Annotated in this window: 9 protein-coding genes; 8 read left to right on the top strand and 1 reads right to left on the bottom strand. The window is 42.5% G+C overall.

Translation table 11 applies throughout. The features are described 5' to 3' along the window. Positions 1–74 precede the first annotated feature (74 nt). Entirely contained in the window at positions 75–1,946 is a 1,872-nt protein-coding gene (gene metG / locus HXT44_RS06370) for a methionine--tRNA ligase (protein ID WP_004108005.1), read from the top strand. Between the two features lie 332 nt (positions 1,947–2,278). On the opposite strand, the gene HXT44_RS06365 is transcribed toward metG, so the two are convergent. Continuing rightward, positions 2,279–3,721 (bottom strand): aminopeptidase C, encoded by a 1,443-nt coding sequence (locus tag HXT44_RS06365; protein ID WP_102703489.1) that lies wholly within the window; start codon positions 3,719–3,721, stop codon positions 2,279–2,281. Between the two features lie 563 nt (positions 3,722–4,284). Here HXT44_RS06365 and HXT44_RS06360 point away from each other — a divergent pair. The 7 genes from HXT44_RS06360 to HXT44_RS06330 all read left to right on the top strand — a co-directional run bounded on the left by HXT44_RS06360 (position 4,285) and on the right by HXT44_RS06330 (position 15,045). Further along, the gene (locus HXT44_RS06360) at positions 4,285–5,268 is read left to right on the top strand and encodes an ABC transporter permease (RefSeq protein ID WP_033888405.1); all 984 of its coding nucleotides are present in this window, start codon (positions 4,285–4,287) and stop codon (positions 5,266–5,268) included. Between the two features lie 24 nt (positions 5,269–5,292). Further along, on the top strand, positions 5,293–6,240 hold the full coding sequence (locus tag HXT44_RS06355) for an ABC transporter permease (protein WP_064621662.1): 948 nt from the start codon (positions 5,293–5,295) through the stop codon (positions 6,238–6,240). Positions 6,241–6,261: 21 nt separating this feature from the next. Continuing rightward, positions 6,262–8,151, top strand: coding sequence for an ABC transporter ATP-binding protein (locus HXT44_RS06350; RefSeq protein ID WP_064621661.1), 1,890 nt, complete (start codon positions 6,262–6,264; stop codon positions 8,149–8,151). Positions 8,152–8,474: 323 nt separating this feature from the next. Then, positions 8,475–10,217 (top strand): ABC transporter family substrate-binding protein, encoded by a 1,743-nt coding sequence (locus HXT44_RS06345; protein WP_004107996.1) that lies wholly within the window; start codon positions 8,475–8,477, stop codon positions 10,215–10,217. Between the two features lie 179 nt (positions 10,218–10,396). Continuing rightward, positions 10,397–12,211: an ABC transporter ATP-binding protein gene (locus HXT44_RS06340; RefSeq protein ID WP_033888404.1), complete on the top strand. Its 1,815-nt coding sequence runs from the start codon at positions 10,397–10,399 to the stop codon at positions 12,209–12,211. A 2-nt stretch (positions 12,212–12,213) separates the two neighbouring features. Further along, on the top strand, positions 12,214–14,010 hold the full coding sequence (locus HXT44_RS06335; protein ID WP_421782837.1) for an ABC transporter ATP-binding protein: 1,797 nt from the start codon (positions 12,214–12,216) through the stop codon (positions 14,008–14,010). Positions 14,011–14,064: 54 nt separating this feature from the next. Beyond that, positions 14,065–15,045: a TatD family hydrolase gene (locus tag HXT44_RS06330; protein WP_421782835.1), complete on the top strand. Its 981-nt coding sequence runs from the start codon at positions 14,065–14,067 to the stop codon at positions 15,043–15,045. Positions 15,046–15,136 lie beyond the last annotated feature (91 nt).

Below are 15,136 nucleotides of genomic sequence, written 5' to 3'. Positions count from 1 at the left end.
TTTTCTCGTATATTTGGGATTCTTTTTGCAATGTTCTTATGTACTGTCCGCGTTGAACAAGATAATAATTGTCTATGAGTCATATTTTGGTGAATGTTGCTTGGCCGTATGCTAACGGCCCTCGTCATATTGGTCACGTCGCAGGCTTCGGGGTCCCATCAGACGTATATGCGCGTTACGAGCGCATGAAAGGTAATGACGTATTAATGGTGTCTGGCACGGATGAGCACGGTACACCTATTTTGGTTGAAGCAGATAAGGAAGGCGTTTCTGCACAAGAGCTTGCTAATCGTTATAATCGTGTGATTACTAAGGATTTGTGCGATTTAGGTTTGAGCTACGATTTGTTCACGCGTACTACCACTGCAAATCACGAGCATGTTGTGCAAGAAATGTTCCGTCAGTGCTTAAAGAACGGCTATATTTACAAGGGCACTCAGAAGGTTGCTATTTCTCCTTCCACTGGTCGTACTTTGCCAGATCGTTATATTGAAGGCACATGCCCATTGTGTGGCGCAGATGGTGCTCGTGGCGATCAATGTGATGCTTGTGGAAACGAGCTTGATCCGGATGAGCTTATTAATCCAGTTTCTAAAATTAATGGTGAAACTCCGCGCTTTGAAGAAACTGAACATTATTTCCTAGATTTGCCTGCTTTGGCTGAAGCGAATGTTAACTGGCTTCATTCTCGCGAAGGTTGGCGCACGAATGTTATTAATTTCTCGCTTGGATTATTTAATGAAGTAAAGCCGCGAGCTATTACGCGCGATATTGATTGGGGCATTCCTGTTCCTGTTGAAGGATGGATTGATAATCCAAATAAGCGTTTATATGTTTGGTTTGATGCTGTTATTGGCTACTTGTCTGCATCTATTGAATGGGCTCGTCGACAAGGCAAGCCAGACGCTTGGCGTGATTGGTGGTGTGATCCTAAGTCTCCTGGATACTACTTCATGGGCAAAGATAACATTACTTTCCATTCTCAGATTTGGCCTTCGGAAATGCTTGCCTACAACGGTGCTGGTTCTAAAGGTGGTGAGGCTGGCATTTATGGCCCATTGAACATGCCTGAACAGGTTGTTGCTTCTGAGTTCATGACTATGGAAGGCAAGAAGTTCAGCTCTTCGCGCGGAATCGTGATTTATGTGAAGGATATTTTGGCACGTTACCCTGTAGATGCTGTGCGTTACTACATTTCTATTGCGGGTCCAGAAAATTCTGATGCTGATTTTACTTGGGCTGAGTTTGCTCGTCACAATAACGAAGAACTTGCTGCAAGCTGGGGTAATCTTGTCAATCGTGTGGCAAATCTTATTAATAAGAACTTTGGTGCAATTCCTCCTCTTGATGAAGATTCTATGACTGCAATGGATCGCGCTCTTCTCGATCAAACTTCTGATGCTTTTGCTTTGGTTGGTAGTTTGATTGAGCGTCATCGTCAGAAGAATGCTCTTACTGAAGCAATGCGAGTAGTTGCGGATATTAATAAATATATTTCTGCAACTGAGCCTTGGAAAATTAAAGATGATGAGGATCGCCTTGGTACTGTGTTGCATGTTGCAGCTCAGGCTGTTTCGGATGCTAATCATCTGCTTGCGCCATTCTTGCCTCATGCAGCTCAAAAAGTTTGGGAAGCACTTGGTGGCACTGGCGTATTCTCGCCTTTGCCTCATATTGAAGAAGTTGAAGATTTGGATAATCCAGACTTCAAGTATCCGATTATTACGGGCGATTATCGCTTGGGGGAAACTGTTCATCCTTGGGAGAGTGAGGAGTTGGTAGCAGGTACGCCTGTGCCTAAGCCAAGTCCTATTTTTGCCAAGATTCCAAAAGAAGCAGTTGAGGAGGAGCTTGAGCGTTTTGCATCTGCTTTGTCCGAGCGTCAGCGTGTCGAGGCGGAAAGACTTGCTGCAGCAAAAAAATCTTTGGAAAATAGTGAGAAATAGGTTGAAATTCTCAATAAATAAATTGTAAAATTAAAGAACATAGCAAATGGTTCTCTAAAAGAAAATATTTTAAGGAAATTTTAAGGAAAAACTCTTTTCTTTGGACGAATGTTTAGCTATACTAACATATGTTAATGGTTCGCCATTAGCGAGGTTCGTTTTCGAACCCCATAATTGAAACCTTCTTCTCTCTTTCTCTCTGCCCCGGCGGGTTTCTCTTCCCGCCGGGCTTCTTTTTAATTTGTGAAAAAAGTAAAACAACAATAAAAGCGCAGACTGCAAAAACAATCTGCGCTCACATAGTTACCAAACTTAATTTTAATGGTAACGATTTAACGGCAACGCTTCGAAAGTGGCGCCCACGGTTCAAGCATTACTGGTTCTTGATCCAATACAGCTAAAGTTTCTTTGTCAAGGTACTTTTTGTTGATGATTATTTCGTTCACATAACGATCGAACCACTCTGCTGAGCCAACATAATAGCCATCTTCGCCAGCATCCTTGCCCCAGCTGTTCTCGATCTTCCAGCGATCTGGCTCGCCATCTTTGTTAAGATTCACGCCAGTGAATGTCATTGCGTGATTTCCTGGGCAATCCATATATTCCAAGCCGTGAGCTTTATCGAATGTAAACTTCACGTCAAACAATTCATCTACGCGCACAACTGCAGGATCGAAGAATCCACTGTCACGCAAGGAGAACTGCGTGCAATCGCATGCAAACCAGATTGGATGACCATCTTTTAATTGGTCTACAGCTGCTTTTTTGAATACATCGAGAGGCACATTAACAAATTCCATTTCCTTTGTTTCAGCTACGTTGGTGCTGTACTTAAATTGGTAGAGCTTGTTGAATGGTGTGCGTTCCATAGGTGCGTTGCATATTGTTACGAAGTCGTTTACGTCAACTGGAACGTACTTCTTTGCGAACTCAAGTGGAGTAATTCCGTATTCACAAATCATTGGACGCTCATCTTTGCCGGTTTTTGGCTTGTCAGCTTTGCCGGTTTTCTCGCCATCTTTCTTGGTTTCGTCTTTTTCGCCGTCCTTCTTATCGTCATCGTCATCTTTAGTTCGTGCGAAGAAGTCAAACTGTGCAGGTGGTTCACCCAGGGCAATAGTTGTCATACGATAAACGGTTTCCAAATCGCGAACTTTCATTTCGCGCAATTCTTCCAAAGAAGTTCCGTTCTTATGAGCTTCACGCAATTCGTATGCAAACTCGCGCAACTTGGTATTGATGTATTGTACGAATGCATCAGAGTCGACTGAGTTCTGTGAATCTGGATATGCACTCTTTGGCATAAGTCCGTACTTGTTTACCAAGTTGACGAACATTTGCCACCAGCCGCCGTCATCGATTGGACCATAGTTAATGCTCTCAAAAAGTCGGCTATTAACATCTTCATCAAGTGTTGAAAGCACATTTTCCAAATAAGCGTTTGCTTTTTCAATCTTGTCCCAGAAGAATAGGTAGCTTTCTGAAAACTCAAAGTCGTCTAAATTCCACTTATGCATTACTTCGTATCGCAAAGTATTAAGTGAGGCGAACATCCAGCAGCGTCCGGAGCGCTTCTGATTGGTAATGCTGCCTTGTTTTAATTCTATTGAGAATTCGCGAGGAAGAGCACGCTTGCCTTGGTAGCTTGTTGCGGCTTTAAGCACACCATTTGTTACTGCTGCATTCGCGGCGAGAAGATTTGCGCGCTGTTCGTTAAAATGTTTGGAATAATTTTTTACATGTTCCAGAGTTACGGCTTTGACGTTTTCAGCCATGAGCTTATTCATTCTCCTTTTAGAGTTGAAAATACGAATAAAAAATATTGTATACTGCTCAATGTCTCGCGTGTGTTTCTTGTCTATGCCTATTTTCGGCATTTGCTTGAATACTATTAATTATTTTAGTAAAACTACAATTTTTTCGGTAAATATTCAGTTTTTGTAATTAAATTTTGAATTTATTATATTTGCTTATAAAACGTATTTTGTATGTATAAAAATACTTTTTTGATTTTAAAATACATGTCTTTGTGTAAAAATATAGCTAGAAATCACTGATATTTTGCGTTTTTTTGCATGTTTAGATATGTATAATGTAACTTATATATACGAAATTTTTCCCTTGGGTATTGAGAAAAGTGTTGTGCAAAAATATTTTCTGTTTGTCTCTTTGTACATAGCTTGGCTAAAAATATACTAATTATGTGTCCCGGATTGACAAGGGTTGATTCAAACACGCCCTTTTCAAGGTCGAGTGTTAGATCGGCAATACTGTAAATCACAAGATTTATGGATGCCGAATGGAGGTAAAAAATGGCTAGTCGTAGAAAAGAGTCACAATGATACGATACATCGTTAAACGATGCCTGAATTATGTGGTGATGTTGTTTGTTGCCGTATCCATGACGTATTTCTTGACAAGTGCTTTTATGAGACCGCGTTCGAACTACATGTCTAGGCATCCGCATCCACCTATTGCATCAATCAACCGTTCTTTGGATTTGGCAAATATTAACGACCAGACTCCAGTGTTTACTCGTTATTGCCGTTGGATTTACAACATTTTTACTAAGTGGGATTGGGGATTGAGCCCAGATCAAGCTCCAGTTGGTCCGGCAATTATGTCTCGTATTGGCGCATCTGTTCAGCTGGTTACAGGCGCTACAATTCTTGGCATTGTTCTCGGTGTTAGCGTTGGTGTTTACACTGCTATCCGTCAGTACAAGTGGCAAGATAGAGTTCTTAATTCCACCGCAACCTTCCTGTTGGTTGTTCCTGCAGCAGTTTTGGGTTTGATGGTTGTGCTTGCTGCTATTAGCATTAACCACGCAACAGGCGTGCGACTTTTCTACGTTACTGGTTTGCACTCTTACCAAGGTTCTGACCCGTTCATGTTCCTTCTTGACTTCCTTCAGCATTTGATTTTGCCGACGATTGTTATGACAATTCCTGGCATGGTTGGGTATCATTTAACGCAGCGCACGTATCTTCTCGATACTATGAATGCTGATTACGTTCGTACGGCTCGCGCTAAGGGCTTACCTTTGAATTTGGCTATTCGCCGCCACGCTTTGCGTACTTCTTTGATTCCAACAGCTGTTGACGTCGCCTTCTCTATTGCAGGCGTGTTTACGGGTGCTGTGATTACTGAAACCGTGTTTGCTATTAACGGCCTTGGTAGCTACTTCGTTCAGACCATTATGCAGAACGATATTAACGGTTCTGTTGCTATTGCAGCGTTTGGTGCTGTATGTACCTTAGTTGGTGCTCTGCTTGCAGATATCTTCTCTGCTTGGCTCGACCCACGTATTCGTTTGAACTAGCAGAACAGTGTAGGTGAATTTGATATGAATAAAAAAGATGTATCTTCAAAACCTCAAGAATCTGCTGCAGATAGAAAAGCTACTGCTGGTGCCTGGGGCAACTTTAAGCGCACTGGTAAGATGACGCTTTATACGCGTCGATTCTTCCGTCGCCCGTCTGCAGTTGTGGGCTTGGTTATGTTCGTAATTTTGATTCTTTTTGCTTTGTTTGGCTCAAAGATTTCAAAGTGGAGCTACGACGAACCAGACTTTTCTTCTCTAGCAACTCCTCCTTCTGCAGAGCATTGGCTGGGAACTACGCCAGGCGGTTCAGACATGTACGCAATGGTTGTGCGCGGACTTGGTCGTTCACTTTCCATTGGTATTGTTAGCTCTATTACCATTACAGTTATTGCTGCTTTGGTTGGTACTGCTATTTCTTACTTCGAAGGATGGTTTGAGCAGGTTGGTATGTGGCTTTTGGACATGCTGCTGATTGTTCCTTCCTTCCTGCTGATTGCTTTAATCATTAGTGCTTCTAGTGGTGGTAGCGATTGGCTGTGGTTGGCATTTGGCTTAACAGCTTTTGGTTGGATTGGTTACGCTCGTACTCTTCGTACGTTGACTTTGAGCTTGCGCGAACGTGAGTATGTTCGTGCAGCTAAGTTCGAGGGCGTTTCTTCGTTCCGCATTATTGTGCGCCACTTGGTTCCAAACTTGGGTTCTGTATTGATTATTAACACGGTTCTTGGTGTTATTGGTGCGATTAACGGCGAAACTGCTTTGAGCTTCTTGGGCCTTGGTATTAAGGCTCCGGATACTTCTCTTGGTACTTTGCTTAATGCTGGCCAAAGCGTTGTGCAGACTTCTCCGTGGGTGCTTTTGGTGCCGTCTGCAGTGCTTGTTTTGCTAACCTTCTCCGTGCAGCTTATTGGTGACGGTTTGCGTGATGCCATTGATCCATATTCTAGGTCTGTTGGTAAGGCCGACTAACGAGCGTTTGGAGTGATAAACATGACTGATATTGCAAATAACGCTATTAAGGAAGAAACCACGATGGAAGATCAAAACAACGAACCGTTGCTTTCAGTACGCGACTTGCAAATTAGCTTCGCTTCTGAAGCTGGTACTGTGCATGCTGTGCGCGGAATGAATTTTGATTTGTACCGCGGAAAGACTATTGGTATCGTTGGCGAATCTGGTTCTGGTAAGTCGGTTACGTCCTTGGCTGTTATGGGCTTGCTGGATAAAAACGCTAGCGTTAAAGGCTCTGTAAAGTATAAGGGCGAGGAGCTTTTAACTAAGTCTGATGCAGAAATGAGTAAGATTCGTGGCAAGAATATTGCTATGGTGTTCCAGGATCCTCTTTCTGCTTTAACTCCAGTTTTCTCTATTGGTGATCAGCTTAAGGAAGCTTTGGTTATTCATAATCCTGACATGACTGAAGAGCAGATTCGCGAGCGTTCTATTGAATTGCTTGATTTGGTTGGTATTACTAAGCCGGCTGAGCGTTTGAAGGCTTTCCCTCACGAGTTTTCTGGTGGTATGCGCCAGCGCGTGATGATTGCTATGGCTATTGCCAATAATCCTGACATTATTATTGCCGACGAGCCTACTACCGCTTTGGATGTGACTATTCAGGCTCAGGTTTTGGAAGTTTTGAAGAAAGCTCAGCGCGAAACCGGCGCTGCAATGATTTTTATTACTCACGATTTGGGCGTAATTGCTGGCGTTGCAGACGAAGTTATTGTTATGTATGCGGGTCATTTGGTTGAGCATAATAGCGTTGAAGAGATTTTTGCTCACCCAACTCAGCCGTACACTATTGGCTTGTTGGGTGCTGTTCCTCGCGTTGATCAAAAGCGCACTCGTCGTTTGACTCCAATTTCTAAGCCGACTATGGATATGCTTATGGCTGAAGAAGAAAGCGGCGACGACAGCACAATGATGGGTCTTGAAGCTGAAAGCGAAACTGTTCGCTCGTTGCTTCATGCGGAAACCGAAAAGCCAATTAAGCCAATGTTTGAAGGCATTCCTCGTGAACAACGAAAAGTTGTTTTGGATGTTAAGAACTTGGTTAAAACATTCCCAATTACTAGCGGTGGCTTCTTGCGACGCAAGGTTGGCGAAGTTCGCGCGGTTGATGGTGTGAGTATTGAGGTTCGTGAAGGCGAAACTGTGGCTTTGGTTGGCGAGTCTGGTTCTGGTAAGTCCACGACTTTGATGGAGATTATGGGCTTGAAGAAGCCTGAGTCTGGTTCTATTACAGTTTTTGGTACTGAGTTGAACGATAAGTTGACTCGTGAGCAGCGTCGCGAACTTCGTTCTAAGATTCAGTACGTGTTCCAGGACCCAATGAGCTCGCTTGATCCTCGTATGCTTGTTTACGATATTTTGGCCGAGCCTTTGCTCGTGCAAAAGAAGTCGAAGGAAGAAATTCGCCAGCGTATTGCTGAGCTTATGCAATTGGTTGAGTTGAATCCTGATCAAGTTGATCGCTTCCCAACGCAGTTCTCCGGCGGTCAGCGTCAGCGTATCGCTATTGCTCGCGCTTTGGCTGTGAATCCTAAGCTTTTGCTTCTTGATGAGCCAGTTTCGGCTTTGGATGTTTCTATTCAGGCTGGAATTATTAACTTGCTTGAAGATTTGCAAGACAAGTTGGGTGTTGCTTACTTGTTCGTGGCTCACAACATGGCTGTGGTTCGTCACATTTCTAGCCGTATTGCTGTTATGTATCACGGTCGAATTGTTGAATCTGGTGAAACGGATGAGGTGTTTGATAATCCAAAGCACCCTTACACTCAGGCTTTGATTAGCGCTGTGCCAATTCCGGATCCTACAATTGAGAAGAACCGTAAGCGTATTATTCTTTCTGAAGAAGATAATTTTGACGATGTTAGGTAATTCATGACTTGTTGATTTTAGTTAATCTTCATCAATCTGAATAAATTACTTAGTCGCGCATGTTTATTACAACATGCGCGATTTTTTATTGTGTAACATAAATTTAAAAAACGTAATATATTTTGTTTTTTAGCCAAAATAAACTAAAAAATTTTCTGTTTTGCTCATTATAGATAATAAATTATTCTTTTTTGCCTAATTTTCATAAAGTTGAAAAGAAAAAAATCAATATTTTGTGAAAACGATTTGTCGAATGTCATAGAGTTGTATATACTCATACAACATACCGGAAGACGGACATCATCCGGGGAATGAGAGGAATCATGAAAAATACAAATGCAGGTAAACTGACTGTATTTGCCGCAGCTGCACTTTCTGTTGCAATGCTGCTCGGCGCTTGCGGCGGTGCTACTAACAATGCTGGTAAAGCAGGTATGACTGAAGAGCCAGCTGCTGGTGTTGACACTTCTTACACTGGCGAACTTCCAATGCCAGATGTCAACAAGCGTTACGATAATCCACAGTCACGTGACAACGTTAAGGACGGCGGCACTTACACCGTTGCTCTTCCTGTTCTCGGTCCAAACTGGAACTACGCTTCCAACGATGGTAACTCTGGTTACATGAATACTTTGTGGGGCTTCTACCAGCCAAATCTTATGGCTTATGACACCGTTAAGGGTGAAAAGCTTAAGTACAACCCTGACTACATCACTTCCGTCAAGAAGGTTAGCGATAAGCCACTCGTTGTTCAGTACAACTTGAACCCAAAGGCCAAGTGGAATGACGGCACTGATATTGATTACACCGCATTTAAGGCTACTTGGCAGGCTTTGAACGGAAAGAACAAGGATTACTCCGTCCCAAGTACTGAAGGCTATGACTGCATCAAGAGTGTTGAACAAGGTTCCACTCCAAAGCAGGTTATAGTGACTTATGAGAAGCCATGCGCAACATGGGAAATGCTTTTCGCTCCACTGGTTCATCCAAAGGCCGGTGACGTTAAGACCTTCAACCAGGGTTGGGTAAACAATCCTCACAACGAGTGGGGTGCAGGTCCATTCCAGATTGAATCCGCAACCGAAAATCAGGTTGTTTTCACCCGCAATCCAAAGTGGTGGGGTAAGAAGGCAAAGCTCGATAAGGTTGTTGTAAAGCGTATGGAAGATACTGCAGCTTTGAACGCTTTCCAGAACGGTGAAATCGATGCTGTAACCGATACCATTTCTTCTAAGGACGCAATCAAGTCTGCTCGTAGCGTTAAGGGTGCTCAGCTGCGTTACGGCTACAGCACCAAGGTTCGCGTGCTTAACTTCAACGCTAAGTCCAAGCCACTTAACGAGCTTGCAGTTCGTAAGGCTGTTGTTCAGGCATTCGACGTTGCTACCTACAACAAGATTCAGTTCCAGGGCATGAACTGGAAGAGCGAGCAGCCAGGTTCTGAGCTTCTCTCCATGTTCCAGGCTGGCTACAAGAACAATCTTCCTGCTGACGGCAAGTACAACACCGAAAACGCTAAGAAGACCCTTGAAGCTGCTGGTTACAAGATGGGCAAGGATGGCTACTACGCCAAGAATGGCAAGACTCTTGAGATTTCCTTCACCTTCTTCGGCGATGATTCTACTCAGGCAGCTCTTGCTAACGCATTCCAGGCCATGATGAAGAAGGCTGGAATTAAGTGCAAGACTGTGAACCATGCTGTTGCTAAGTTCTCCGAGGTTGTTGCTTCGCACGAGTACCAGGTGCTTCCATTGGCATGGCAGTCCACATCTCCATTGAGCTTCTTGTCTGCAGCAAGCCAGGTTTACAAGTCTGATAGCGATTCCAACCTCGGTCTCGTTGGCAATAAGAAGATTGATGCTATGCTCAACAAGATTGGCAAGACCTACGATTACAAGGAACAGACTGATTATGCAAACAAGGCAGAGTCTGCAGCTCTCGCACTCTACGGAACTCTTCCAGTTTCTGCTCCTCCTATTTACCAGGTGTTCAAGAAGGGCTTTGCTAACAACGGCCCTGCTGGTTACGCAAGCACCTACCCAGAGGATATGGGCTGGCAGAAGTAAGTAAATTTGTAGCGATAATTCGCGCAAGTTTACTAAGCTGATTGCTTAACTTATAGCATGTGGCGTGTAGTCTTTTGGCTACACGCCACATCTTTTTGTGTATGCTAATGTGAGAAAATAGTATAAATTTAAAATTAAGTCTCAAAAAGCAAAATCGGAAACAAAGGAGAAGCTGGCGCATGTACGTCAATCCGAATAAACGCAAAGATGCGAGTAACGTGCGCTGGGTATTGCAATACTGTAAGCCGGACATGTGGAAAGTTTGGCTTGCTATTTTTCTATTTATTATCAATGACACGATGGCAATGACAATGCCGTTGCTTTCGGGCTTTATTGTAGACAAAATCATTATTGGCAAACAGCATAATTTGCTTATAAGCGTATGCGTTTTGATGGTAGCAATGATGATTGTTCGCGTTGGCTCAAGGTATATTTACCAGCTTTTAATGGAAAAGTTTGGTCAAAATGCCGTGTATCGCCTGGTGAGCGACGAGTACGAAAAGCTTCATTCTCTCGATTTTACGTACTTTAATCACACGCGCACAGGCGACATTATGAGTCGTATGACATCGGATACTGACGCGATTCGTCATATTTTAAGTTGGGTTTCGTATATGGCGTTAGATTGTGTAGTAATGTTCGTGCTAGCGCTGGTTATAATGTTTTCAATTCAGTGGAAGCTCGCTTTAGCACTTATGTCAATTACGCCATTTTTGTTTCTGCTCGCAAAAATTATGGGCAAAAAAGCTAGACCGAAATTCCTTGCAATTCGTGAATCCTTTGCGCGCATGAATTCAATGGTGGAAGAAAATATCGAGGGGAATCGCGTAGTAAAAGCTTTCGTGCGTGAGGATTACGAAACTAAGAAATTCGATAAGTGCAACGAAGACTACTTTAATTGCAATATTACGCTTGCAAAAAATACTCAAAAATACATGCCTTGGCTCGATGGCATGGGTTTTGTGCTTGAGCTTATAACAGTTGGTTTCGGCGGATGGCTTGTTTTGAATGGCAACATGACTTTAGGTGCATTCGTCACTTTTAATAGCTTCCTTTGGATGCTACACATGCCTGTACGAATGGTGGGCTGGCTTATTAATGATTGGCAGCGTTTTAACGCAGGATGCGTGAATATTCGCAAACTTCTTACGCAAGAATCGCATATTAGACATCCAAAAGAAGCGGACGAAACCGTTAAAATTAGAGGTAAAATTACTTTTGAGCATGTTGATTTTTCATTCCCAGACGATCAAGACTCTCCAATCTTAAAAGATATTGATTTAGACGTTCCTGCTGGAAGCAAACTGGGTATTCTTGGTGAAACTGGTTCCGGCAAATCAACTCTCGTAAGTCTTATAGCAAGATTCTATGATCCTACGCGTGGTCGTGTTTTAATTGACGGAAAAGACGTGCGCGAATGGCCGTTAGAAACTGTTCGTAACCAAGTTAGCATAGTTGCGCAGGAAACATTCCTATTTTCGGACACTATTGCAGGAAATATTAGTTTTGGATTACCTCAAACTAAAGAAAATTGTAAGGAATTAGATAATACCATTCGCACGATGGCAACAATTGCTGCAGCAGACGATTTTATTATGGATATGCCAGAAGGCTATGAAACAGTAGTAGGCGAGCGTGGGGTAGGTCTTTCTGGTGGGCAAAAGCAGCGTTTGAGCTTAGCTAGAGCGTTGGCAAATAATCCTGCAATCTTGATTATGGACGATACAACTTCTGCTGTAGATATGGAAACGGAAGAGCATATTCAGCAGGAGCTGAAAAAGCTTGATGGCACGCGCACAATAATCACTATTGCGCACAGAATCTCATCCGTTAAAGATGCAGACATGATTGTTGTGCTAGATCACGGGAAAATTATTGAACGCGGCACGCATGCTCAGCTTGTTGCAGCGCACGGGAGGTATTGGGAGATCTATAGAAAGCAACTTGGCTTTAAAACTGGCAGGTCTGCAGGATTCGAAACGAAGGGGGAGTAGAAATGGCACAACGTAATACTTATCGTGAAAACGAAGGTCAAGAAGAACACATAAACGTGCACGAACTTATGCGCGTTAGAAAATATATGAAGCCGTATGCTACTAAACTTCTATTCGTAATTATGGTAGTTATTAGCGGCAGCATCATTATGACAGCGATGCCAATGATTACGAAAACGCTAATCGACGTTGTATTGTCTCAGAAAAACGTCAATTATTTATATACAATTATTGCCGTATTCGCACTGCTCATTATATTGTATGAGCTTGGTTTAGCGTACAGAACTTTAGCAATTACGCGCATCGGCCAGATGATAATCAAAGACATGCGACGCGATATTTTTACGCATGTTCAATCATTATCTTTTGATTATTTTGATTCGCGTCCGCATGGGAAAATTCTGATTCGCATCGTAAACTACATCAATACGCTTTCTGACACGCTTTCGTCTGGTTTAATTAACGTATTTTCCGACGTTTTTGTGCTTATTATTACATTAATAACAATGTTTGTTATAGATTGGCGAATGGCTTTGTGGAGCTTAGCGCTATTCCCAATATTTATAATTTGGACGCGAACTTTACAAATTTTGCAAAGAAAAGCGTCTAAAAAATTATCAAATAAACAAAGTAATTTAAATGCGTATTTGCACGAATCAATCGCAGGAGTAAAAACAACGCAAACTTTTGCGCGAGAAGCTACAGCATACGCTACTTTCCAAGAGCAACAAGCAGAAGTAAGAAGTGCTTGGATGCGAAACGTTAGAGTGCAAATGTTACTTTGGCCTGGTGCTTCAATTATTGAGACTGCAGCAATAGCGCTTTTGTATTACTCTGGCATAGCAAACTTAGGTGCAATGAACGTGAGCACGGGAACACTTATAGCATTTGTTTGGTATTCGACTACTTTCTGGGATCCAGTAGTAAATATTGGAAACTTCTATACGCAACTTGTAACGTGCTCAGTTTATTTGGAACGAATTTTTGAAACTCTACGAATTAAGCCAAATATCGTAGATAAGCCAGATGCTATTCAATTGCCTCAAATCGAAGGAAAAGTAGACGTAAACGACGTTGTTTTCCGTTACGAAGAAGATGGAAGGCCAATATTAAACTTGGTTGATTTGCATGTTAATCCTGGCACTACTGTAGCTCTTGTGGGACCTACTGGTGCAGGAAAAACAACTCTCGTAAGTCTTCTTTCTAGATTCTACGACGTTTCAGAAGGCTCGATTACTATAGACGGGTACGATGTACGTTCAGTAACGCTCGCATCTCTTAGAAAACAAATGGGCGTAATGTTGCAAGATAGTTTTATTTTCAGTGGAACCGTACGCGAGAACATCCGTTATGGAAAGCTCGATGCCACTGATGAAGAAATTGAGATTGCAGCGCGTGCAGTTCATGCTCACGAATTTATTGAAGGATTACCGAACGGATACGATACTGAAATTGAAGAGCGCGGAGCCACTCTTTCTGCAGGTCAGCGTCAGCTTATATCGTTTGCGCGAGTATTGCTTGCGAATCCGCGAATTCTTATTCTAGATGAGGCAACAAGTAATATTGATACTCGTACAGAAGAAGCATTACAAGCAGGATTAGCTCAATTACTTAAAAATCGCACATCTTTTGTAATAGCGCATAGGCTTTCGACGATTGAGAATGCGGATTTGATTTGTGTAATCGATCATGGAGAAATTGTTGAAAAAGGCACTCATAACGAGCTTATGGAGGCAAGAGGAGCGTATTATCGTCTTGTAAAATCGCAATATGATGCAATTCGCAAAGCAGTTTTATAAATACTTATCATTCAATAAAAATTGACAGTTGAGTTTGCGAGTAGACTTAAAAATATGAGTAAACATCATCGCGAACATAATTGGGCGCCGGCTTTAGCAACGCAATCTGCAGTATGGGAAAATCTGCTACAAGAAGGAATAACAATTGCAGACGATCATACGCACATGCTTAGCGTTGTGGATTTTGCGCATAATCTAAATCAAGGATTAGCAGAAAAAGGCCGCGATGTAATAGCGGAACCTACTGTAGACGACTTAGTTGCTCAAGCAAAATCATCAGGCGTTTCGCACATGCTAGAAGTCGGATGTGAATATCCAGATTGGGAGCCGACGATTAAGTTTGCTCAAACGCATGAAAATTCAGTTCGCGCAGCAATAGCAATACACCCAAACGAAGCAGTATTACACGGTCACAAAGGAGCTAAAGGTCCTGACGGATTGCCAATAGTTTACAAGCCGTATCACGATATTCCATTTGACGAAGCTATGCAACATTTGCGCTCGCTAGTAATTGCTCATCCAAAAGAAGTAGTGGCAATAGGCGAAACTGGCTTAGACTACTTTCGTACGGGAGAGCCTGCGCGAGAAGCACAAATAGAGGCTTTTCGCGACCATATTGCGCTCGCAAAAGAGCTGAATTTACCTTTACAAATTCACGATCGTGATGCGCATGAAGACGTAGTAAAAGTCTTACTAAAAGATGGCGCTCCTGAGCGAACAGTATTTCACAGTTATGCTGGTGGTGTGGATTTAGCCGAAATATTGAAAGAGCACGGTTGGTACGCAAGTTTTTCTGGAACTATAAGTTACAAAGGCAATGATGAATTACGCGAATCTGCGCGAATTATTGGCGAAGACCATATAACTGTTGAAACGGATGCGCCTTATTTAACGCCAATGCCGTATCGTGGACGGCCAAACGCGCCTTATATGGTTCCTTATACGCTAGAAACACTTTCTGAAGTTCTAAATATATCGTTATTGCAAGCAGCGAAAGTTACACGCGAAAATACGCGAAAAATTTACGAATTTTAGGAATATAAAATCCTTAATTTTCAAGGATTTTTTAATATTTTTTGCGCGATGCACTATTGTTGTATACAATATCCAAGTACGGAAATAAAAC

Source organism: Gardnerella sp. DNF01198P (genome assembly GCF_049244165.1).
GTDB classification, from domain to species: Bacteria; Actinomycetota; Actinomycetes; order Actinomycetales; family Bifidobacteriaceae; genus Bifidobacterium; species Bifidobacterium swidsinskii.
This window is presented reverse-complemented; position numbering and strand designations above follow the sequence as displayed.